Here is a 21,900-nt window from a genome sequence, read left to right on the forward strand (position 1 = left end):
GTAGCGCCGGGTACCGACAGTTCCGTGACCGCGACGCACCGGAGCGGGCATGACCGACACCACCCGGACGGGACGGGCGGGTTACCGGCACCCCACACCTGGGCATCTACGCTCTGACACATGGCGGTGACGGGTGAGCAGGGCCCGCCTCGACGAGGCGTGGCACCGGAGGGCGGACTCCTGCTGTTCCGCGTCTCCGGCATTCCCGTGCTGCTCGCCCCTTCGTGGTGGATCGGCTCGCTGATCATCGTCGTCCTCTACACGCCGCTGGTCGGGCGGCTCCTGCCCGGCGCGACCACGGTGACCTCGTGGCTGCTGGCGGCCGCGTTCGCCGTCCTGCTGGGACTTTCCGTGCTGGCGCACGAACTCGGGCACTGCCTGGTGGCGCTGCGCCTCGGCATCCCGGTCCGGCGGCTGCGGCTGTTCCTGCTCGGTGGCCTCTCCGAGGTCGCGAGGACTCCCCGGCAGCCGAGGCACGAAGGACTCGTCGCCGCCGCGGGACCGGTGGTTTCGTTGCTGCTCGGCGGTTTCTGCGGGCTGCTCATGTTCGCCGTCCCGCCCGAGAGCGCCGCCTGGCTGCTCATCGCCGAATGCGCCGTCGCGAACTTCGCCGTCGGGATCTTCAACCTCCTTCCCGGACTCCCGCTCGACGGCGGGCGCCTCGTCCGCGCCGGGGTCTGGGCCGCCACCGGACGCCGGGACAAGGGCACCCGCGCCGCCGTCGTCGGTGGCGGTCTCGTCGCGGCCGGACTGGTCGTCTGGGCGCTGTGGGGCCTGGCGGCCGGCAGCGAGGACCGCTGGCTCCGGCTCGGCGTCTGCGTCGTGACGGCGTGGTTCGTGATCCTCGGCGCGCGAAGCGAACTCGCCGCCGAAGCGCGCCGAGGCTGGCCCGAAGGCGTACGGCTGAGCGAACTCGTCCGGCCCGTCCTCCAGCTTCCCGCGGAAAGCCCCGTCTCGGACGCGCTGGCCGCTTCGGCGGGCCGTGGGGTGGTCCTCGTGCGTGCCGACGGCGTCGCGGCAGGGCTGCTCGACGAGACGGCCGCCGCGCAACTGGCCGGGACCTCGCCGCACGCGCCCGCGGAGATGGCCGCGGAGCCGATCCGCGCCGACACCGTGCTGCTTTCCTCGGAGTCGGGGGAGGAGATCGCCGAGCGCGTCCGGGAAACCGCCGCGTGGCAGTTCCTCGTCGTGGACGACGAAGGCAGGCCCGCCGGGGTGCTCCGGCGCGAGGACCTGCGCGCCGCGATGTCCCGGAGCCGACCCCCGGCGTAGCGCGGTACGGCCACCTGCGAGGATCGATCGTCGATCAAGTGTTTGCGGCTATGGAGGTTCAGTGTCGGTCCGTGGGCCGTTTCGTGTTGGTGACCGGGTTCAGCTGACCGACTCCAAGGGGCGGCACTACACCATGGTCCTCGCCGAGGGACAGCAGTATCACACTCATCGTGGCGCACTGGCGCACGACGACGTGATCGGCGCGCAGGAGGGTTCGGTCGTGACTTCGGCCGGTGGCAGCCACTATCTGGCGCTGCGCCCGCTGCTGCCGGACTACGTGCTGTCGATGCCGCGCGGCGCGCAGGTGATCTATCCGAAGGACGCCGCGCAGATCGTGATGTGGGGCGACATCTACCCCGGCGCGCGGGTACTCGAGGCGGGCGCCGGTTCCGGGGCGCTGACCTGTTCGCTGCTGCGGGCGGTCGGCTCGGAGGGGACCGTGCAGTCCTACGAGATCCGGGACGACCACGCCGAGCACGCCGAACGGAACGTGGAAAAGTTCTTCGGCCGCAAACCGGACAACTGGTCGCTGACGGTCGCGGACCTTTCGACCCACACCGGCGAGGTCGACCGGGTGGTACTCGACATGCTGGCGCCCTGGGACCAGCTGGAGACGGTCGCCGCGCATCTGGTGCCCGGCGGCGTGCTCACGGTCTATGTGGCGACGGTCACACAACTTTCGCGGATCACGGAAGCCCTGCGGGAACAGCAGTGCTGGACCGAGCCGGAGTCGTGGGAGACGCTCATGCGGCCCTGGCACGTGGTGAGTCTCGCGGTCCGGCCGGATCACCGGATGGTCGCGCACACCGCGTTCCTGCTGACGGCGCGACGTCTCGCCGACGGAACCGTCTCGCCGCGAGTCCACCGGCGCTCCGGCAAGGGCTGACCCGGACTCGGGTCCAGGGATGTCATAAGGGGTCCCCATGAGACGAAATTCGTCTCATGGGGACCCCTTATGACACTCCGGACCGGGAGATCACGGCACGCACCACTTCCCGTCCCGCTTCTTCAGCGGGAAAGGCGTGTCCTTCTGGCCGCCCGCCCCCTCGACGTGCACGGTCACGGTGGCCGAGTCGCCACCGACCTTCGGCGGATCCGGGACGGTCGCGCTCACCTTGCCTGCGGCCTCCCATTTCCGCTTCAGCGCGGCCAGATCCGCCGACGACTGCTGGACGCAGGTGAGTTTGCCGAACGCCGTCGCGTCGTGGTTCACGATCGCGGCGGCGATCGCCTTGCCGACCACCTCGACCGCGGCCACGTCCGGATCCACCGGGACCGGACGGGACGAACCCGGTCCCGGTGGGGCGGGCGCCGTGCCCGGCGCGGCCGGGTCGGAGCCGGACGGGGCCACCAGCAGCAGCCCCACCACGACACCCACCACGACCGCGCCGCAGCCGGCGAGAACGGCGATCAGCCTGCTGGACACCGGCTTCGGGTCAGCCCTTGCCGCCGGTGAAGCACCAGAGGTCGGACTCCTTCTTGAAGTTCAGGTTGCCCGTGTCGACCTTGGTGCCCTGGGTGACCTTCGCGGGGAGCTTCGCGGTGTCGCCGCTGATCGTCATCTCCCCGGTCTTCTCCATCTTGATGTCCTTGCCGATGGGCACCTCGTCCTTGGTGTTCACGCTGCGGCAGGCCGACTGCGCGACGGTCTTGCCGTCCCCGGCGTTGTACGCGGCGATGACGGCGTCGGCCACCTCCTGCGGCGTCGACTTGCCCAGCGGGGCCGGGCCGGAGCCCTTGGGGGTCGAGGAACTGGGCGAGCTGGACTTGCTCCGGGTCGAGGAACTCGACGACTTCGGCGCGGAAGAAGACGCCGAACCCGTCGGGGCCGCGCTGCTGGAGCTGGCGGGCGGCGCGGCGGTCTTGTCGTCGTCGCCCGAGTTCAGCGCGATGACGAGAGCGGTGACACCACCGCCGACCAGGAGTACCGCGCCGATCGCGATGCCGACGATCAGGCCGGTCTTCTTTTTCTTCGGCGGCTCACCGTAGCCGCCCTCCTGCGGGTAGGCGTTGTAGCCGCCCTGTTGCTGACCGTACGGATCCGGCTGCCCGAACTGCTGCGTGGCACCGGGGTATCCCTGCTGGGGCTGGGGCCCGCTCTGCGGGTATCCGCCCTGCTGGCCGTACTGGTCCTGCCCGTACTGACCGGGCTGCTGGCCGTACTGGCCACCCCCGGGGTATCCCTGCTGCGGCTGGGGGCCGCTCTGCGGGTACCCGCCCTGTTGGCCGTACGGGTCCTGCCCGTAGCCGCCGGGCTGCTGCGGCGGGGAAGTCATGGCTGTTGCCCCCTAGCTGTTCTGCGAAAATGCTCAACACGACAGGCCGGTCCGCCGACCCGGCGAACGTCGGGCCGATGCTAGCCATCGCGCCGGATCGCCGCTCGATTAGGGCCGAACTGATACCCGGAACCCGTTTGCACCCGTACGGGGCCGGGTATTCCGGCGCAGGTCAGGCCAGGTGGACGGATTGTGACCATGGGAGTGTCGGACCCGGCACCGGGATGGCCCCTTGCGCGGCGCCGACGTACGTGCAGAGGAGTCGTCCAGAACGCGACGCGCCGATCTTGTGATGCGGAAAGGCCTTTTATTGTCGGTGATCGCCGGTACCGTGGAATGAAAAGCACTCCGAGGAGGTGCCCGATGCATCATGACCTTCCCGGAGGTCGGCGCGAGGAGGCCGACCCTTCAGAAACGACCGGAGCTGGAACCACGTCCGAAGAGCAGGCACGTCAGATTCGCTTCCTCGAGGAGGAAGTGGCCCTGCTGCGACGGAAGCTCACCGATTCGCCACGTCAGAACCGAGTGCTGGAGCAGCGACTCGCCGAGGCGTCGGAACGCGTGAGCCAACTCACGGAACGCAACACGAAACTGGTCGAGACGCTCCGCGAGGCGCGTGGCCAGTTGCTCGCGTTGCGAGAGGAGGTCGACAGGCTGGCCCAACCTCCGAGCGGTTACGGCGTGTTCGTGACCGCTTACGAGGACAACACGGTGGACGTGTTCACCGCGGGCCGCAAGATGCGGGTTTCGGTCTCACCCGCGGTCGAGGTCTCGTCGCTGCAGCGCGGACAGGCGTTGCGGCTCAACGAGGCACTCACCGTCGTCGAAGGCGGCGACTTCGAGAAGATCGGCGAGGTCTGCGCGCTGCGCGAGGTGCTGGCCCCGGACGTCGAGGGCGGCAGCCCCCGTGCGCTCGTGGTCGGGCACGCGGACGAGGAGCGGGTCGTCCTGCTCTCCGACCCGCTGGCCGAACAGCCCCTCAAGCCGGGCGATTCCCTGCTGGTGGACTCGAAGGCCGGTTACGCCTACGAGCGCGTGCCGAAGGCGGAGGTCGAGGATCTCGTGCTGGAGGAGGTGCCCGACGTCCGCTACGAGGACATCGGTGGCCTCACCCGGCAGATCGAGCAGATCCGCGACGCCGTCGAGCTTCCGTTCCTGCACGCGGATCTCTATCAGGAGTATCAGCTGCGCCCGCCGAAGGGCGTGCTGCTCTACGGTCCTCCTGGTTGCGGTAAGACCCTCATCGCCAAGGCGGTGGCCAACTCGCTCGCCAAGAAGGTCGCGGAAGCCCGCGGCGACAAGGCGGACGGGAAGTCCTACTTCCTGAACATCAAGGGTCCGGAGCTGTTGAACAAGTTCGTCGGGGAGACCGAGCGGCATATCCGCCTGATCTTCCAGCGAGCTCGGGAAAAGGCCTCCGAAGGCACCCCCGTGATCGTGTTCTTCGACGAGATGGACTCGATCTTCCGCACCCGCGGTTCGGGCGTGTCCTCCGATGTGGAGACCACGATCGTCCCGCAGCTGCTCTCGGAGATCGACGGTGTCGAGGGCCTGGAGAACGTCATCGTCATCGGCGCCTCCAACCGTGAGGACATGATCGACCCGGCGATCCTGCGGCCGGGCCGGCTCGACGTCAAGATCAAGATCGAGCGTCCGGACGCCGAAGGCGCGAAGGACATCTTCTCCAAGTACCTGTCCGACGGCCTGCCGATCCACGCGGACGATCTCGCCGAGTTCGGCGGCGATCGCCGGGCGACGTTCGACGCGATGATCCAGCACACCGTCGAGCGGATGTACGAGGAGACGGACGAGAACCGGTTCCTCGAGGTCACCTACGCCAACGGGGACAAGGAGGTCCTGTACTTCCGTGACTTCAACTCGGGCGCGATGATCCAGAACATCGTGGACCGGGCGAAGAAGTCGGCCATCAAGTCGGTGCTGGAGACCCAGCAGCCCGGCTTGCGCGTGCAGCACCTGCTGGACGCGATCGTCGACGAGTTCGCGGAGAACGAGGACCTGCCCAACACCACCAACCCCGACGACTGGGCCCGGATCTCCGGCAAGAAGGGCGAGCGGATCGTCTACATCCGCACGCTCGTCACCGGCAAGAACCAGGACTCCGGGCGGGCGATAGACACCGCCACGAACACCGGTCAGTACCTGTAGCACGAACGAAGGGGCCCTTCACCGCAGGCCATGCGGTGAAGGGCCCCTTCGTCGTGTCACACGGCGACGGCTTCCTCGACCTTCTTGCGCGGGCTCAGCCTGCCGTGCGCGGCCAGGATCCCGAGGACGACGAGCAGCGCGCCGACGGGCTGGTTCCACGCCAAGGGTTCGTCGAGGACCAGGACTCCCAACAGCACACCGACAACGGGTGTGAGGTACGTCACGGCCGACGCGTTCGACGCGCCCCACGCCGCGATGATCGACGCGTTCCAGGCGTAGGCGAGTCCGGTGCCCAGCGCGCCGAGCGCGATCATGCTGAGGACGATCGGCGTGTCGAGGCGCACCGGGGCCGTCGCGATGAACGGCGCCAGCACCAGCATCACCACGGCACCGCAGCAGACCTGGCCGAGCGCGATGGTCGGCGCGTCGAGGTTCCGGCCGGAGATGAACCGCCGCACGTAGACGAACGAGATCCCGTAGCAGGTCGTCGCGCCGAGGCACGCCAGCTGCGCCGTCAGTTCGTGGGAGACGTCGATCCCTTGCCAGACCCCGACGATCGTGAGCACGCCGAGGAAACCGAGGATCAGGCCGGCGGTGCGGGCCTTCGTGAACCGCTCGGAGGGCAGCGCCGCCGCGGCGATGAGCATGGTGATCAGCGGGGTCGTCGCGTTGAAGATGCTGGCGAGCCCGGAGGAGATGTACTGCTCGGCCCAGGAGAACAGCAGGAACGGGATGACGCACAGCAGTACGGAGACGACCGCGAGATGGCCCCAGAGCGCCGGATCACGGGGGAGTGGCTTGCGCCGCCACGCGGCGATCGCGATCAGCGCCACCGCGCCGAGACAGACGCGGGAGAGCGCCACTTGAGCGGGCGACAGGCCGGTGAGACCGACCTTGATGAACAGAAAACTCGCACCCCACACGATCGCGAGTGCCGCGAACCGGATCGCGATACCGAAACGTCCCAATTGTCCTTCTCCTGAGTCCTCAATCCCCGGCTCAGTGAATCGGGAATCCACTGTGTACTCCAGCGGTTTTCGGACGATGTGTCCCATCCCTCCGCGTGGCGGTCCCGATTGCCGAGCGTATAACGACCTATACTCAGCGGCCGTGAGCGAAACCTCCGGGCGCCCGCGCGCGCCGATCACCGAAGCCGATGTCCTGGCATGGCTGGAGACGACGGCGGCCGCCGTCCAGGCCGGGGAAGTGAGTGCCCCCGAGCTGATCGAACTGCTGGGGGAGTTGCGGCGCGCCTCCGCGGCCTGCGCCGACGCGTCCGACTGGGCCCTGCTCGCCGCCAGGGAAGAGGGCGCCAGTCTCCGCCAGATCGCGCCGGTCTTCGGCAAGGGATACGTCCGGGCCCCGGCGGCCCGCCTCGAAAAGCTCCACCGGCAGGCGCAGAACTCGAGCCAGTGGCTCGCGATCCTCCGCCACAAGAACGAAGGAGCCCGGTGACGGACTCGGAAATCCCTGTCGGCGCACGGATCGCCGTCGGACTGGCCGCGCTCGGCAGGCCCGCGTACATCAATCTCGGCCGGACCGGCGTGCTGCCGCCCGGACGCGAATTCGAGGCGATGCGCGCGGCGACCCACGCCGTACTGGACGACGCGTACCGCGCGGGCGTCCGCTGGATCGACGTCGCCCGTTCGTATGGTTCTTCGGAGGAGTTCCTCGCCGGCTGGCTCGCCGACCGCGGCCACCCGGACGTGACGGTGTCGAGTAAATGGGGCTATCGCTACGTGGGCGAGTGGAAGCTCGACGCGGAAGTGCACGAGGTCAAGGAGCACACCGCCGCGCGGTTCGCCGAACAGTGGGCGGAAACCGGTGCCCTGCTGGGGAAAGCGGTGTCGCTCTACCAGGTCCACTCACTCACCGTGGACAGTCCGTTGTTCGCCGACGAGCGGCTCGTCGGCGCGCTGGCCGAACTCGCCGCCGACGGTGTCCCGGTGGGGTTCTCCACGTCCGGACCGGCGCAGGCCGACGCTATCCGCCGCGCGTTCGAGCTGGAAGTGGCCGGAACACCGGTCTTCAGTGCCGTGCAGTCGACGTGGAACCTGCTCGAACCTTCGGCGGGCCCGGCGCTCGCGGAAGCGCACGCGGCCGGGAAACGGGTGCTGGTCAAGGAAACCGTCGCGAACGGCCGCCTGGTGGTCGAGCCGCCGCCGTCGCTCGACCGGATCGCCCGGGCGCACGGGGTGGGCCCGGACGCGGTGGCGATCGCGGCGGTGCTGGCGCGGGAGTGGCGGCCGATGGCGGTCATCGGCCCGTCGAGCACGGCGCAGCTCGCGGAGAATCTCGTTGCCACGAAGGCGAAGCTGACCGCGGACGACCTCGCGGAGCTGGCCACGCTCGCCGAAGAACCGGCCGCCTACTGGCGGCACAGGTCCTGCCTCGGCTGGCAGTGAGGCGCTGGTCTAGTCTCGCGGCAAACAACGGGCGGGACACCGGGAGGCTTGAGGGTGCGTCATCGGCAGGTGCTCGCGGTGGCGACGGTCGCGCTGTTCGGTCTGTCGGGATGCGCCGACCGTCCCAACGACCTCGACACCTATTACGACGACCCGGCGCCGACGCCCACGGTCGAACCCACGCGGCCATCGGTGAAACCGCAGGCCGCGCCCTTGCCGCTGCCCCCGACCCAGGCCCCGGTCCCGGCGGCCGTTTCCGCGGCGCTGCTGACCGACGAAGACGTCGCCGAGGAAGAGGTCGTCCCCGGCGAGAGCACGATGTCCGGCTGCCTGACTGGTCTCACCCGCGGCCCGAGCCGTTCGGTGGCGTGGTCGTACCCGAGTGGATCGACGCTGGAGCATCAGGTCACCGAGTACCCCGACCGTGACGCCTCGGACGTCGTCACCCGGGCGGACTGCGCGGGCAAGAAGCTCACGCTGACGAAGCTGCCCGGCATCGACGCGCAGCGCGCCTGGTGCGCGGGCACGACGTGCACGGTGCTGCTCGCCAAGGGAAAGCTCGTCTCCGCACTCAGCGTGACCGCCGGGACCGAGGCGCGCGCGGCCGACGCCGCGCGGCGGTTACTGCCGATCGTCGCGCAGCGCCTCCGTTCGGCCTAGGGCGTCTTCCCGGCGGAACCACTCCAACGCGCCGAGCCGTCCGTCCGGTACGAACCGGCTCTCCGGATCCTCGAGCCACGAACGCAACTCCTCCAGCGTCAGCCATCGTCCTTCGACGACTTCGGACGGCTGATGCACGAAGGGGCCGTCCCAGCGGGCCTCGAAGGCGAAGTTGTGGCACCGGATCGTGCCGTCGTCGGTGATGTGGACGAAAAGCGGCTGTAGTTCCACTCCGTGCACACCGAGTTCTTCAGCCAGTTCACGGCGTGCGCAGTCCTCCGGGGTCTCGCCCGCCGCGACGATGCCGCCCGCCCAGCAGTCCCAAGTGGAGGGATAGACGTCCTTCGTGGGCGTGCGCAAGTGCACGTAGACGGAGTTCCCGTCACTCGAACGGACCAAGACCACGCCGGCGGCGTGCCACAGGTTCTCGGCACGTACCCGGGAGCGGACGGCCGCCCCCACCGCGGTTCCGCCGAGGTCATAGAGCGCAACGAGTTCGTCACTGCCTGACATGGGGGGCATCGTCGCACGGCTCCGACCCCGTAGGGTGGTGGGTATGCGGCGGATCATGGGAACCGAAGTCGAGTACGGCATCGCGGTGCCGGGCGACGCGACGGCGAACCCGGTACTCACCTCGACCCAGGTCGTGCTGGCCTACGCGGCCGCGGCCGACATCCCGCGAGCCAGGCGGGCGCGATGGGACTACGAGGTCGAATCGCCTTTGCGTGACGCCCGCGGGTTCGATCTGACCGGGCCGAGCGGGCCCGGTCACGACCCGGACGTCGAGGACCTGGGCGCGGCCAACGTGATCCTGACCAACGGCGCGCGGCTGTACGTCGACCACGCTCACCCGGAGTACTCGGCACCCGAGGTGACGAACGCGCGCGACGCGGTCATCTGGGACAAGGCGGGCGAACGGGTCATGGAGGAGGCGGCGCGCAAGGCCGCCACCGTCCCCGGCCAGCCACGTTTGCAGCTGTACAAGAACAACGTCGACGGCAAGGGCGCGAGCTACGGCACGCACGAGAACTACCTGATGCAGCGGTCGACGCCGTTCACCGCGGTGATCGCCGGGCTGACGCCGTTCTTCGCGTCCCGTCAGGTGATGACCGGTTCGGGCCGGGTCGGTATCGGGCAGCAGAGCGAGGAAGCCGGTTTCCAGCTCTCGCAGCGCTCCGACTACATCGAGGTCGAGGTCGGCCTGGAGACCACGCTCAAACGCGGGATCATCAACACCCGCGACGAGCCGCACGCCGACGCGGACAAGTACCGCCGCCTGCACGTCATCATCGGTGACGCGAACCTGGCCGAGTACTCGACGTATCTCAAGGTCGGGACGACGGCGCTGGTGCTGGACCTGATCGAGTCGGGCATCCGGTTCGACGACCTGAAGCTGGACGAGCCGGTGCGGGCGGTGCACCAGATCAGCCACGACCCCACGCTGAAGGCGAAGGTGTCGCTGGCCAACGGGCGGAAGTACACCGGGCTGGACCTGCAGTTCGCCTATCACGAGATCGCGTCGGCGAATCTGGAGCGCACCGGCGCGGACGAGGCCTCCAAGGAGGTCCTGCGGGTCTGGGGCGAGATCCTGGACGCGCTGGCGCGGGACCCCCAGGAATGCGCGGACAGGCTGGACTGGCCGGCGAAGCTGCGGTTGCTCGAGGGCTACCGCGCGCGGGACCAGCTGGCCTGGGGCGCGCCGCGGTTGCGGCTGGTCGACCTGCAGTACTCGGATGTCCGGCTGGACAAGGGCCTGTACAACAGGCTCGTCACCAGGGGCTCGATGAAGCGCCTGGTGACCGAGGAGGAGGTGCTGGAGGCGGTCACGACGCCGCCTTCGGACACCAGGGCCTATTTCCGGGGCCGCACGCTGGAGAAGTACGCCAACTCCATCGCCGCGGCGTCGTGGGATTCGGTCATCTTCGACGTCGGCAGGGAATCGCTGGTGCGGATCCCGACGTTGGAGCCGTTGCGGGGCACGAAGGCCCACGTGGGGAAGTTGCTGGACGACTCCGCGACCGCCGAGGAGCTGGTGGAGGCGCTCACCGGTTCGGACTAGCGGGATTTCCTTTCATCGGGGTTAAGCGATCACGGATCCCACGGAATGTCGGGACCGCTGGGTAGGCTAGGAAACATCGGCCACACCGGGAGGCGAGATGGCTCAGGAAAAGATCGAAAAGCACGGCGGCGGCGACTCGGACGAAGAGTTCGAGGACGGCGGTCCGGCGGGCCAGGAGCGGCGCGAGAAGCTCGGTGAGGACGTCGACACGATCCTCGACGAGATCGACGACGTGCTCGAGGAGAACGCCGAGGACTTCGTCCGCGCGTACGTGCAAAAGGGCGGCGAGTAGTTCGTCTTCCGGCGGCCCCGGGCCGGGGTCGCCTGTGCGGAGCCGGCGGATCACACAGATTGGAACTTTGAGCACGTATGGAACACACCTCGGGTAAGTCGGCGCTGCCCGCCGCGTACTTCTCGTCGGCGACCTCGTCGTTCTCGGACTTCCTTCGGGCGCAGGCGCCCGAGCTGCTCCCGGAACGGCGGGTCGCGGCCGGGGCGGGCGGGCTGGACGCCCCGCACGGGACGACGATCGTCGCGGTCAAGTTCGCGGGCGGGGTGCTGATCGCCGGTGACCGGCGGGCGACGTCGGGCAACCTGATCGCTTCGCGCGACATGGAGAAGGTGCACGTCACCGACGAGTACTCGGCGGTGGGCATCGCGGGCTCGGCCGGGCTCGCGATCGAGATGGTCCGGCTGTACGCGGTCGAACTGGCGCACTACGAGAAGATCGAGGGCGTTTCGCTCTCGCTCGACGGTAAGACGAACAAGCTCGCCGGGCTGGTGAAGTCCAACCTGGAGATGGCGATGGCCGGGCTGGCCGTACTGCCGTTGTTCGTCGGATACGACCTCGACGCGGAGGACGCGAAGCACGCCGGCCGGATCGTGTCGTACGACCCGACGGGCGGGCGGTACGAGGAGCGCGCGGGCTATCACGCCATCGGTTCGGGCTCGCTGTTCGCGAAGGGCGCGCTGAAGAAGCTTTACGACCCCGATTCGGACGCCGAAGGGGCGATCCGCGTGGCGGTCGAGGCGCTGTACGACGCGGCGGACGACGACAGCGCGACCGGCGGGCCGGATCTGGTGCGCCGGATCTTCCCGACGGTCGTCACGGTCACCGCGGAGCAGGGCGCGGTCGCCGTGCCGGTGGAGCAGACGACCGCGGTGGCCGAGGCCGTCGTGGCCGCGCGGGCCGAGCGCGGGCGCTAGCCGTCTTCCCAGTCCCTTGCCGATGAGAGCCAGAAAGAGCGGAGCACCACAGTGACGATGCCGTTGTACGCCTCTCCCGAGCAGCTGATGCGGGAGCGTTCCGAGATCGCGCGCAAGGGCATCGCGCGCGGCCGGAGCGTGGTCGTGCTCAAGTACCGCGGTGGCGTGCTGTTCGTGGCCGAGAACCCCTCGGCGACGTTGCACAAGGTGTCGGAGATCTACGACCGGATCGGTTTCGCGGCGGTGGGCCGCTACAGCGAGTTCGAGAACCTGCGGGTGGCGGGAATCCGGCACGCGGACCTGAAGGGTTACCAGTACGACCGGCGGGACGTCAGCGCGCGTGCGCTGGCGAACGCGTACGCCGCGACGCTGGGCAGCATCTTCACCGAGCAGCTGAAGCCGTTCGAGGTGGAGGTCTGTGTCGCCGAGGTCGGCGCGACCGCCGCCGAGGACCAGCTGTACCGGTTGACCTACGACGGTTCGATCTTCGACGAGCCGAAGTTCGTCGTGATGGGCGGTCAGGCCGACACACTCACCACGAAGCTGAAGGAAAGCTACGAGTCCGACATGGACCTCGGGGCGGCGCTCGGTGTCGCGGTGAAGGCGTTGCGCGCCAACACCCCGACGCCCGCGAACGGCGACTCGGACCCGGTGAAGCTCGAGGTCGCCGTCCTGGAACGGGAGCGGCGCGGCCGCAAGTTCCGGCGCGTCGCCGGGGCGGCACTGGACGCGCTGCTGCCTGCCGAGCCGGAGCCGGAGAAGGACGCGGCCGAGGGTGACAAGCCCGAAGGCGAGTCCAAGAAGGACTGAGCCCTTTCCTTGTGAGATACGTGAAGGCCCCCTTCACCGCGCTAGACGCGGTGAAGGGGGCCTTCACGATTTTCAGCCGATCAGTCGCGGCCTGGACCGCTCATGGCCTCAGGCGGGACCGGTGCCCCACCACTGGCTACGGCCACCGGCGATGAAGCTCCACAGCTGGAGCCGCGTGCCGTTGCTGGCCGAGTTGCCCTCCGCGGTCAGGTAGCGGCCGCTGCTCGGGCTCTGGAAACGGACGTAACCCTCGGGGTTGACGGTGCCGCCCCACCACTGGTTCTTGGCACCGGCGATGAAGTCCCACAGCTGGACGATGGTGCCGTTGCCGTTCATCGTGTTGAGGTCCGCGTCCAGGTAGCGGCCGCTGGCCACGTTCTGGAAGCGGGAGTAGCCCTCGGGGTTGTCGGTGATGTAGAACGCCTGGTGGTCCGCGTCGAAGTTGCAGTCCCAGAGCTGCATCTTGGTGCCGTTGCGGTTGATGGTGTTCAGGTCGGCGTCCCAGCACTTGTTCGCGTCCAGCCCGGACGGGATCAGGAACATGTCCGCGTCGGCGAGGCCGGCCGCCTGGGTGCGCGCGCCGGTCGGCGTGCGCTTGACCGGGATGAGCTTCATGCCGTGGACGGTGACCGTCTTGAACCCGTCGCCGGTGGGCTGCGGGGCCGCGGTGGCGGCGGGCGCGGTGACCAGGGTCAGGACACCCGCCGCGGCGGCGATGATTCCCGCCAGACGCTTCATTTTCGTCATTTTCTTTCCCCTTTGTGGAAAGCGTTTTCTCCCAGTGAGCCGAAGGAGAGCGGCTTGAGTCGCCGGACCGCGACAAAGCGCGGCCCGGTGGGCCCTGCCGATGAATCCCCCTCAGAGAAGGCGCCGCGTAAACCCCCGAGAAGCGGACCTTCTGCGAACATCATTCAGGTCTGAACCACGGCCGTCGAGGAGATTTCCGGCAGCGGCAATAGAGCAGTTCAACCATGTAACGGAACGACGCGGTTCGCGATCACACGGCGAAGACTCTGATCAAGGCGAGGACATCCGTGCGTATCGAGCTGACGTTGCAGGACCTGACGCGCGTCCGGCTCGCGCCCGAAGCCGATCCCTTGGCCGAGCTGGTTTCCAGCCTGCAGATCCTGCAGCGGCGCGACGCGGGCTCGGCGTTGTTCAACCGCTGGCGCCACCGGGTCAAGCTCGGGCTGGTGGAATCGGCCTCGGTGCTGTTGTGGCTGTGCCGCCCGCACGCGCCCATCCCGGCGTTCCTCGTCCCGGAGGCGGAGGACCGCGGGTTGGAGGCGGGGCTCGCCGCCATCGCCCGGACCGACCCGGTGTGCCTGAAGTCGGCGTTGCGGGACGTCCCGGTCAACCGGGAGCTGCCGGCCTGGGCGGCGGGACTGCCGGACGGCGACACCGCCGGGCTGCCGCGGCTCGTCCAGGCGCTGCAGGACTACTTCGAGCTGTCGCTGGCGCCGGGCTGGGAGCCCGCGCGGGCCCAGGTGGACGCGGACCGCGGGATGCGGGCGCAGCTGTTGCTGAACGAAGGCGTGGACGCGGTCCTGACGAGTCTGCGGCCGTTGGTGCGCTGGTCGTGCCCGGTCCTGGAGGTCGGCGACGGGATCGCGGGTTCCCGTGGCACGGGCGGGGCCGGCCTCACGATCTCGCCGACGTACTTCGCGGTGTGCCCGGTGATCGTCCCGGCCATGGGGGAGACGCCGGTCCGGCTGCTGTATCCGTCGGTGCGGCAGGGCGCCCCCTCGACGGGGTACGGCCGCGACGTGCGGAGATCGCCGGACAGCGCACTGGCCGATCTGCTCGGGCCGACCAGGGCGGCGGCGCTGGCGGTCCTCGCGGTCGGCTGCAGCACGTCGGAGCTGGCCGCCCGGCTGGGCGTGACGCCGTCGGCGGTCAGCAAGCACACCACCGTGCTGCGGCGCGCGGGGCTGATCACCACTGAACGCGACCGCAACGCCGTGCTGCACTCGCTGACCCCGCTGGGCAGCGCGCTGCTGGGTGCCTAAAGCCGGTAAATGGTGAGCGCGCTGGGCCGCGACCGGAAGCGGAAGTCCTTGCCGAGCGGGCCGACTTCGCCGTCGGTGGCGACGCGGCGGTTGCCGTTGAGCAGCCGGACGTGCAGTTCCGGGACGTCGAGTTCCTGGTAGACGTGGCTGGCGTTGAGGCTGTTCGTGAGCGTGGCCAGGATGAACCGCGCCCGCGAGTACGGCAGGTCGGCGCGCAGGTACCGGACGTCGAGCAAGCCGGTGTCGAGTGCCGGGCGGTGCGAAGGCGCGAACCCCTTCGGCGCGTAGGTGCCGTTGCCGACGAACAGCAGCCAGATGCTGGCCTCCTTGCCGTTGAGGGTCACCTCCAGCGGCTTCGCGCGCCGCAGCGTGCGGGCGAGCGCGATCGCCGCCGACGGCCACTTGGGGTGCCGTTTCTGCAGCCTTTCCCGTATCCGCACCATTTCCGGGTAGCCGCCGAGACTGGCGGTGTTGACGAAGTAGCGGTGATCGTCGTCGTCGTTGATCTCGACCTCGCCGAGGTCGACGCCGACGGCGTTGCCCGCCTCGGTGGCGGCGTCGGCGTCGGGCATCGAGCGCATGCCGACGTCGCGCGCGAAGTGGTTGAGCGTGCCGGCCGGGATGAGCGCGAGCGGCAGGTCGTGGTCGGCCGCGACGGCGGCCACCGCGGCGACCGTCCCGTCGCCACCCGCGACGCCGAGCGCGCGCACCGTGTTGTCGCGGGCCGCGATCTCGTCGCAGAGCTGGGCGCGCAGATCCTGTTTGGGGTCCGGATACAGCACGGTGGCCTTGGGCCAGGCGAACCGGACGTCTTCGGTCGGGTCGCGGCCGTCGATGCCGGAGTGCGGGTTGACCAGGACCAGCATGTCCTCGCCGTCGCGCATCTCAGGGGCTTCGGCGGTGTGCGCGGTGCGGCCGGGGACATCGGGGTTGAGCGGCCACCAGTGCCGGGTGAGCAGGCCCGCGCCGATGCCGATGCCGATCCCCACGCCGACGTCACTGGGCCAGTGCACCCCGGTGTGGATCCGCGAGTAGGCCACGGCGGCGGCCAGCGGTACCAGGGCGGCGCCGGTTTTGGGGGATTCCATCGCGACGGCCGTGACGAAGGCGGCCGCGGACGCGGAGTGCCCGGACGGGAACGACGAGGAGGTCGGGCGCCGGATCAGGCGCCGGTGCATCGGAACCTCCTCGGCCGCGGGACGGCGGCGGGGGAACAGTGGCTTGCCGACCAGGTTCGCGGCGGCGCTCGCCCCGGCGATGGCGGCGACACCGCGGAGCGCGCCCCGCCGGGTCGGGCCCTTCTTCGTCGCGAGCAGTACGGCGACACACCACCAGAGTTTGGATTTGTCCGCACTTTTTGAAAGTGACGTGATCACGTCGTCGGCCCGCGTCCTCGGGAGGGCCGCACTCCGGGCCATCAGGCGCCGGTCGGTTCGCCCGACCTTGCGGAAAGGGCGCTTGAGCTGCTTTAACACGGTTTCACCGCTTCCGGGTCGGGCCGACATGTGCGTGATACCCGATCGGGACTTTCCGCACACCTTTCACCGAACGCAACGTACCGACCGCGTGTCGCCGCCCGAACGGCGCACCTTCAGCGGGGCCTCACCGCCTACTCTGGTGGGATGCAGCGGCGGATCTTTGGCATCGAGACCGAATTCGGGGTCACGTGCACCTTTCACGGGCAACGCAGGCTCTCCCCGGATGAAGTGGCGCGTTACCTGTTTCGGCGTGTCGTGTCCTGGGGACGTTCGTCGAACGTCTTCCTGTCGAACGGCTCCCGGCTCTATCTCGACGTGGGTTCACACCCGGAGTACGCCACGGCCGAATGCGACGACCTCGTCCAGCTCGTCACGCACGACAAGGCGGGGGAGCGGATCCTCGAGGACCTGCTGGTCGACGCCGAGCGTCGGCTGGCGGACGAGGGCATCGGCGGCGACATCTTCCTGTTCAAGAACAACACCGACTCGGCGGGCAACTCCTACGGCTGTCACGAGAACTACCTGGTGACCCGTGCCGGGGAGTTCTCCCGGATCGCCGACGTGCTGCTGCCGTTCCTGGTGACGCGGCAGCTGATCTGCGGCGCGGGCAAGGTGCTGCAGACGCCGCGCGGAGCGGTGTACTGCCTGTCCCAGCGTGCGGAGCACATCTGGGAAGGCGTCTCCAGCGCGACCACGCGGTCCCGGCCGATCATCAACACCCGCGACGAGCCGCACGCCGACGCCGAGCGTTACCGGCGCCTGCACGTGATCGTCGGCGATTCGAACATGGCCGAACCGACCACGATGCTGAAGGTCGGGTCGGCGCATCTGGTGCTGGAGATGATCGAGGCCGGCGTCCAGTTCCGCGACTTCACCCTCGACAACCCGATAAGGGCGATCCGCGAGATCAGCCACGACCTCACCGGCCGCCGCCAGGTGCGGCTCGCCGGCGGCCGTGAGGCGTCCGCGCTGGACATCCAGCGGGAGTACCACGCCCGTGCCGTCCAGCACGTCAAGGAGACCGGGTCGTCGCCGCAGTCGGAGCGGGTCGTCGAGCTGTGGGGCCGGGCGCTGGAGGCGGTCGAGCAGCAGGACTTCAGCAAGATCGACACCGAGATCGACTGGGCGATCAAGCACCGGCTGGTCGAGCGCTACCGCAACAAGCACGACCTCGACCTGTCGAGCCCGCGGATCGCGCAGCTCGACCTGGCCTACCACGACATCCGGCGCGGCCGCGGCATCTTCGACCTGCTGCAGCGCAAGGGTCTGGTCCGCCGGGTCACCGACGACGGCGAGATCGAGCTGGCCAAGGACACCCCGCCGCAGACCACGCGGGCGAAGCTGCGCGGTGACTTCATCGCCGCCGCGCAGGCCGCGGGGCGCGACTTCACCGTGGACTGGGTGCACCTCAAGCTGAACGACCAGGCGCAGCGGACTGTGCTGTGCAAGGACCCGTTCCGCTCGGTGGACGAACGCGTCGAGCGGCTCATCTCCTCGCTCTGAATTACTCCGTGAAGGCCATCTTGGAAGGCGCCGAGCCGTCTAGGGTGGCCTTCACGGATCTTCGAGGAGAGGTACGCCGATGCGTCGTGCGCTGCTGGCCCTGCTTGGGGGCGGTCGTCCCGCTGGCGTTCACCGGGGTCGCGCACGCGGCGCCGGAGTGTCCCGCTCCCACCTGGACGGAGACGCCGACCGGCACGGACGCGCAGTTACGCGGGCTGTCGGCGGTCGACTCCCGCACCGCGTGGGTCAGCGGCAGCAGGGGCACCATCCTGCGCACCACCGACCGCGGCCGCACCTGGCAGCCCGTCGCCCCGCCCGGCACCGCGGCGCTCGACTTCCGTGACATCGAGGCCTTCGACGCCGATCACGCCGTCGCCCTGTCCATCGGGCCCGGCGACGCGTCCCGGATCTACCGCACCGACGACGGCGGCCTGAGCTGGCGCCTGTCCTTTCAGAACAGCGACCCGGCCGCCTTCTACGACTGCGTCGCGTTCTTCGACCACCGGCGCGGCCTCGCGATGAGCGACCCGGTCGGCGGCAAGTTCCGGCTGCAGTCCACTTCGGACGGCGGCCGCACGTGGCAGCCGGTGCCCGCCGAGGGCATGGTCCCCGCGCTGGACGGTGAGTTCGGCTTCGCCGCCAGCGGCCAGTGCCTGACCACCGAGGGTCCGCACGACGCCTGGATCGCCACCGGCGGCGGGGCCCGCGCGCGCGTCCTGCACTCCGGCGACGGCGGGAAGACCTGGGCGGCCGCCGACACCCCGTTGCCCAGTGGCGCCTCGGCCGGGGTCTTCTCGGTGACCTTCCGGGATCCGCGGCACGGTGTGGCCATCGGCGGTGACTACGCCGCACCGAACGCGCCCGGCCCCGCGGTCGCGCTCAGCGCGGACAAGGGCCGCACCTGGCGGACGCCGCCGGAGGCTCCCGTCGGCTACCGCTCCGGCCTGGCCTGGCGGGGGAACACCGTCATCGCGGTCGGACCCGGCGGGAGCGACCTGAGCCCGGACGGCGGACGGCATTGGAAGTCCTTCGACACCGGCTCGCTCGACTCGGTCGACTGCGCCCGCGGCGCGTGCTGGGCGAGTGGTGCGAAGGGCAGGGCCGCCCGGCTGTCGTGAGCGGCGCTCAGGACACCGATTGCGGCCGGTAGACCTCCCAGGCCGCTTCGATCATCCGGAAGATCTCGTCCACCGCGGCGTCCGGATCGGCCGACTCGCGGGCCAGTGAATGGGCGTCGACCACGAACCGCGCGATCGCCTGGCAGGCCGTCGTGGTCCGTGGCGCGTCGAGATCGGCGGCGATGGCCGCCGCCAGCGCCTTCGCGTGGCGGAGCCTCATCAGTTCCTCGTACTCCCGCAGCGCGGGTGACCCGTCGATCATGCGCCAGACCGGCGCGGCCCCGTCCGCCGCGCAATGGCGCACCTGAGCCTGGATCTCGCGGCGCAGCGCGGAGATGAGCGGCTCGTCCGGCGCCCGGTCGGTGACCGCCTGGGTGAGGCCGTGCTGGAAGTCGCCGTCCAGCTCGAACACCAGAGCCTCCTTGGAGGCGAAGTGGGAGAAAAGCGTGGTGACGGCGACGTCGGCCTCGGCCGCCACGTCACGGATGCCCACTTCGTCGTACCCGCGTTCGAGGAAGAGCCGCAGCGCGGTTTCGGCGATCTTCCGGCGCGTCGCGGCCTTCTTGCGTTCACGGCGCCCCAGTGGCTCTGTCATCGCCTAACGCTATCAGATGCAAAACACTACCTGTTTCAAAACACTAACCGTTAGTGCTACGGTCGATCGTATGAAGAGAGTGAGTTTCGCCGAGTTCGGCGGTCCGGAGGTCCTGCGGCTCACGGACGCCGAGGAGCCCCATGCGGGCCCCGGTCAGGTACGCGTCGCGGTGCGGGCGGCGGGGGTGAACCCCGTCGACTGGCGGCTCCGGGAAGGTCAGGTTCTGGGCGCCCATCCGGTCGAGTTGCCCTTCGGGGCCGGACAGGACGCGGCCGGGGTGGTGGACGAGGTCGGTGAAGGCGTCGAAGGGGTGAAGGTCGGCGATCCCGTCTTCGGCGAAGGTGCGAGTACCTATGCCGAGTTCGCCGTGCTGTGGGCCTGGGCCCGGATGCCCGAGGGTCTGACGTTCGAGGAGGCGGCCGGGTATCCGTCCGTGGTGGAGACCGCGCTGCGTGTCCTCCGTGAGGTCGGGGTGGAGTCCGGGCAGACGTTGCTGGTGAGCGGCGCGTCCGGCGGGGTCGGATCGGCGGTGCTGCAGATCGCCCGCGACCGCGGCATCACGGTGATCGGCACCGCCGGCGCCGCGAACCAGGACTATTTGCGCGGTCTGGGCGCCTTCGCCACGACGTACGACGACGGCTGGGCCGAGCTGGTGCGCGAGTTCGGCAAGGTCGACGCGGCCCTCGATCTCGCGGGCGCGGGCGTGATCCCCCAACTCGTCGAGCTGACCGGGGATCCGCGGAAGGTGATCTCCATCGCCGACCTCGGCGCCCCGGAGCTCGGCGTCCGGTTCTCCGGGGTCGCCGGGAGCCTGCCGGACGCCCTCGCCGAGGCCGCCGATCTCATCGCGCGGGGCAGGCTCCATATCCCGGTCGAGAAGTCGTACACCCTCGCCGAGGCCGCGCAGGCGCAGATCGACAGCCAGGCCGGGCACACGCGCGGACGCCGGGTCATCGTCGTCTGAGTTGGCTAGGCTCGACGGACCATGACCGCACACGCAGACCCCGCCCCGGACACCACCGATCATCTGGTCGAGGTGTTCAAGGCGCTCGCCAATCCCGTCCGGCTCCAGGTGCTCGGCTGGTTGCGCGAGCCGGACAGGCACTTCCCGCCGGAGAGGGCGATCGCCGACCAGAACGAGGTCGGGGTCTGCGTGAGTCATCTTCAGGAGAAGCTGGGGCTCGCGCAGTCGACGGTGTCGGCGTACATGGCGTTGCTCCAGCGTGCCGGGCTCGTCCGGTCCACGCGGGTGGGGAAGTGGACGCACTATCGGCGTGACGAACAGCGGATCGCCCAGCTCGTCGACCTGCTGGGACGGTCGATCTGAGCCTCGACGGGAATAACATATCGAGAATCTGCGATACTTCGATATGTGGGACTCGACCTGAGGAGAGACAGATGGAACTGGGGCGTTTCGGGATCTGGACGTTCGACTTCGAAGAGCAGCCGGCGAGCATGCTGCGGGATTCCGTGCGGGAACTGGAGGAACTCGGCTGGCCCGCGATCTGGATCCCGGAACGGGACGGCCGCGAGGCGCTGACCCACGCCGGATTCCTGCTCGCGTCCACCGAACGGATGTCGGTGGTCAACGGGATCGCGCGGATCGGATCCCGCGGAGCGCGCTGGACCCATGGTGCGGCCCTGCTGCTGGCCGACGCCTACCCGGGCAGGCACGTCCTGGGACTCGGCTTCGGCGGCGCGCGTCCCGGGGTCAAGCCACTGGAGGCGATGAACGAGTACCTCGACGAACTCGACGAGGTCACCAACGCCAACCCGGCGCCCGCCGCGCCGATGCGGCGGCTTCTGGCCGCGTACGGGCCGAAGATGCTCGGACTGGCCCGGGACCGTTCCGAGGGGGCGCACACCTATCACGTGCCCGTGTCGCATACCGCCAAGGCGAGGGAAGTGCTGGGGGACAAGGCCTTCCTCGGCGTCGAGCACGCGGTGCTGTTCGAAACGGACCCGGGCAGGGCGCGCGAGATCGCCCGTGAGCACCTGCACGTGTACCTCACGTCGGAGTACAACGTCGCCAAGTTCCTCCGCCTCGGCTACACCGAAGCCGACATCGACGGCGGCCGCGGCAGCGACCGGCTCGTCGACGACCTCGTGTTCTGGGGCGACCTCGACTCGATCACGGCGAAACTGCAAGGACATCTGGACGCCGGTGCCGACCACGTCGGGGTCCAGGTCATCGGGGTCGCACCCGGGGAATCGGCCATGCCGCAATGGCGGCTGCTGGCCGAGGCGCTGCTGCCCCAGACCGCGGCCGCGCGCTGACGCTCCTGTCCGCCTGGCCGAAGGGCGCTTTCCCCGCATCGCATGCGGGGAAAGCGCCCTTCACCG

General features: G+C 69.5%; 23 protein-coding genes. 16 read left to right on the forward strand and 7 right to left on the reverse strand.

Features of this window, described 5'->3' with window-relative positions:
- Positions 1–120 precede the first annotated feature (120 nt).
- Both SD37_RS19550 and SD37_RS19555 read left to right on the forward strand, forming a co-directional pair.
- Positions 121–1,272, forward strand: coding sequence for a site-2 protease family protein (locus SD37_RS19550; protein ID WP_044853249.1), 1,152 nt, complete (start codon positions 121–123; stop codon positions 1,270–1,272).
- Between the two features lie 61 nt (positions 1,273–1,333).
- Complete coding sequence (locus tag SD37_RS19555; protein ID WP_044853250.1) at positions 1,334–2,158, forward strand: tRNA (adenine-N1)-methyltransferase; 825 nt, start codon at positions 1,334–1,336, stop codon at positions 2,156–2,158.
- Between the two features lie 90 nt (positions 2,159–2,248).
- On the opposite strand, the gene SD37_RS19560 is transcribed toward SD37_RS19555, so the two are convergent.
- Both SD37_RS19560 and SD37_RS19565 read right to left on the reverse strand, forming a co-directional pair.
- Positions 2,249–2,698 (reverse strand): MTB12 C-terminal domain-containing protein, encoded by a 450-nt coding sequence (locus tag SD37_RS19560; RefSeq protein ID WP_044853251.1) that lies wholly within the window; start codon positions 2,696–2,698, stop codon positions 2,249–2,251.
- Positions 2,699–2,708: 10 nt separating this feature from the next.
- On the reverse strand, positions 2,709–3,548 hold the full coding sequence (locus tag SD37_RS19565; RefSeq protein ID WP_065912891.1) for a hypothetical protein: 840 nt from the start codon (positions 3,546–3,548) through the stop codon (positions 2,709–2,711).
- Positions 3,549–3,911: 363 nt separating this feature from the next.
- Between SD37_RS19565 and arc the strand changes: the two genes are divergently transcribed.
- Entirely contained in the window at positions 3,912–5,714 is a 1,803-nt protein-coding gene (gene arc, locus SD37_RS19570) for a proteasome ATPase (protein WP_037319683.1), read from the forward strand.
- 56 nt (positions 5,715–5,770) lie between these two features.
- Here arc and SD37_RS19575 read toward each other — a convergent pair whose 3' ends face one another.
- A complete protein-coding gene (locus tag SD37_RS19575) occupies positions 5,771–6,682 on the reverse strand; it encodes a DMT family transporter (protein WP_044853253.1) in 912 nt (303 codons plus the stop codon).
- A gap of 142 nt (positions 6,683–6,824) precedes the next feature.
- On the opposite strand from SD37_RS19575, the gene SD37_RS19580 reads away from it, so the two are divergent.
- The 3 genes from SD37_RS19580 to SD37_RS19590 are packed head-to-tail and all read left to right on the forward strand — an operon-like array spanning position 6,825 to position 8,779.
- Positions 6,825–7,169 (forward strand): hypothetical protein, encoded by a 345-nt coding sequence (locus SD37_RS19580; protein WP_037319678.1) that lies wholly within the window; start codon positions 6,825–6,827, stop codon positions 7,167–7,169.
- Positions 7,166–8,119, forward strand: a complete 954-nt coding sequence (locus SD37_RS19585; protein ID WP_083255016.1) for an aldo/keto reductase — start codon at positions 7,166–7,168, stop codon at positions 8,117–8,119. Before SD37_RS19580 ends, SD37_RS19585 begins: the two co-directional genes overlap by 4 nt.
- A 54-nt stretch (positions 8,120–8,173) precedes the next feature.
- Positions 8,174–8,779, forward strand: a complete 606-nt coding sequence (locus SD37_RS19590; RefSeq protein WP_044853255.1) for a hypothetical protein — start codon at positions 8,174–8,176, stop codon at positions 8,777–8,779.
- Here the strand turns inward: SD37_RS19590 and SD37_RS19595 are convergent.
- Positions 8,741–9,292 carry an NUDIX domain-containing protein gene (locus SD37_RS19595; protein ID WP_044853256.1) on the reverse strand — a complete coding sequence of 184 codons (552 nt, stop codon included), beginning with the start codon at positions 9,290–9,292 and terminating at the stop codon, positions 8,741–8,743. The genes SD37_RS19590 and SD37_RS19595 overlap by 39 nt on opposite strands.
- Before the next feature lie 43 nt (positions 9,293–9,335).
- On the opposite strand from SD37_RS19595, the gene dop reads away from it, so the two are divergent.
- The 4 genes from dop (at position 9,336) to prcA (ending at position 12,854) form a co-directional block, all read left to right on the forward strand.
- Positions 9,336–10,838: a depupylase/deamidase Dop gene (dop, locus tag SD37_RS19600; protein WP_044853257.1), complete on the forward strand. Its 1,503-nt coding sequence runs from the start codon at positions 9,336–9,338 to the stop codon at positions 10,836–10,838.
- 97 nt (positions 10,839–10,935) lie between these two features.
- Positions 10,936–11,130: a ubiquitin-like protein Pup gene (locus SD37_RS19605; RefSeq protein ID WP_037319666.1), complete on the forward strand. Its 195-nt coding sequence runs from the start codon at positions 10,936–10,938 to the stop codon at positions 11,128–11,130.
- Positions 11,131–11,207: 77 nt separating this feature from the next.
- Positions 11,208–12,044 carry a proteasome subunit beta gene (gene prcB / locus SD37_RS19610; RefSeq protein WP_037319664.1) on the forward strand — a complete coding sequence of 279 codons (837 nt, stop codon included), beginning with the start codon at positions 11,208–11,210 and terminating at the stop codon, positions 12,042–12,044.
- A gap of 51 nt (positions 12,045–12,095) precedes the next feature.
- Positions 12,096–12,854, forward strand: coding sequence for a proteasome subunit alpha (prcA, locus tag SD37_RS19615; RefSeq protein ID WP_083255017.1), 759 nt, complete (start codon positions 12,096–12,098; stop codon positions 12,852–12,854).
- Positions 12,855–12,962: 108 nt separating this feature from the next.
- On the opposite strand, the gene SD37_RS19620 is transcribed toward prcA, so the two are convergent.
- Entirely contained in the window at positions 12,963–13,601 is a 639-nt protein-coding gene (locus SD37_RS19620; RefSeq protein WP_044853258.1) for an RICIN domain-containing protein, read from the reverse strand.
- Positions 13,602–13,888: 287 nt separating this feature from the next.
- Here SD37_RS19620 and SD37_RS19625 point away from each other — a divergent pair, with 287 nt between their 5' ends.
- Positions 13,889–14,863, forward strand: a complete 975-nt coding sequence (locus tag SD37_RS19625; protein ID WP_044853259.1) for an ArsR/SmtB family transcription factor — start codon at positions 13,889–13,891, stop codon at positions 14,861–14,863.
- Here the strand turns inward: SD37_RS19625 and SD37_RS19630 are convergent.
- Positions 14,860–16,338, reverse strand: a complete 1,479-nt coding sequence (locus SD37_RS19630) for a bifunctional phosphatase PAP2/diacylglycerol kinase family protein (protein ID WP_044853260.1) — start codon at positions 16,336–16,338, stop codon at positions 14,860–14,862. The two genes, SD37_RS19625 and SD37_RS19630, sit on opposite strands and share 4 nt — an antisense overlap.
- A gap of 147 nt (positions 16,339–16,485) precedes the next feature.
- On the opposite strand from SD37_RS19630, the gene pafA reads away from it, so the two are divergent.
- Positions 16,486–17,844, forward strand: coding sequence for a Pup--protein ligase (gene pafA / locus SD37_RS19635; RefSeq protein WP_037319655.1), 1,359 nt, complete (start codon positions 16,486–16,488; stop codon positions 17,842–17,844).
- 104 nt (positions 17,845–17,948) lie between these two features.
- Positions 17,949–18,962, forward strand: a complete 1,014-nt coding sequence (locus SD37_RS19640) for a WD40/YVTN/BNR-like repeat-containing protein (RefSeq protein ID WP_236725421.1) — start codon at positions 17,949–17,951, stop codon at positions 18,960–18,962.
- Positions 18,963–18,969: 7 nt separating this feature from the next.
- Here the strand turns inward: SD37_RS19640 and SD37_RS19645 are convergent, their stop codons facing one another.
- On the reverse strand, positions 18,970–19,557 hold the full coding sequence (locus tag SD37_RS19645; RefSeq protein ID WP_044853261.1) for a TetR/AcrR family transcriptional regulator: 588 nt from the start codon (positions 19,555–19,557) through the stop codon (positions 18,970–18,972).
- A 70-nt stretch (positions 19,558–19,627) separates the two neighbouring features.
- Here SD37_RS19645 and SD37_RS19650 point away from each other — a divergent pair, with 70 nt between their 5' ends.
- The 3 genes from SD37_RS19650 (at position 19,628) to SD37_RS19660 (ending at position 21,834) form a co-directional block, all read left to right on the forward strand.
- Entirely contained in the window at positions 19,628–20,521 is an 894-nt protein-coding gene (locus SD37_RS19650; RefSeq protein ID WP_044853262.1) for an NADP-dependent oxidoreductase, read from the forward strand.
- Between the two features lie 21 nt (positions 20,522–20,542).
- Positions 20,543–20,884: an ArsR/SmtB family transcription factor gene (locus SD37_RS19655; protein ID WP_044853263.1), complete on the forward strand. Its 342-nt coding sequence runs from the start codon at positions 20,543–20,545 to the stop codon at positions 20,882–20,884.
- Between the two features lie 71 nt (positions 20,885–20,955).
- Positions 20,956–21,834, forward strand: a complete 879-nt coding sequence (locus SD37_RS19660; protein ID WP_044853264.1) for a TIGR03620 family F420-dependent LLM class oxidoreductase — start codon at positions 20,956–20,958, stop codon at positions 21,832–21,834.
- Positions 21,835–21,900: the final 66 nt, after the last annotated feature.

This window comes from Amycolatopsis orientalis (genome assembly GCF_000943515.2).
GTDB classification, from domain to species: Bacteria; Actinomycetota; Actinomycetes; order Mycobacteriales; family Pseudonocardiaceae; genus Amycolatopsis; species Amycolatopsis orientalis.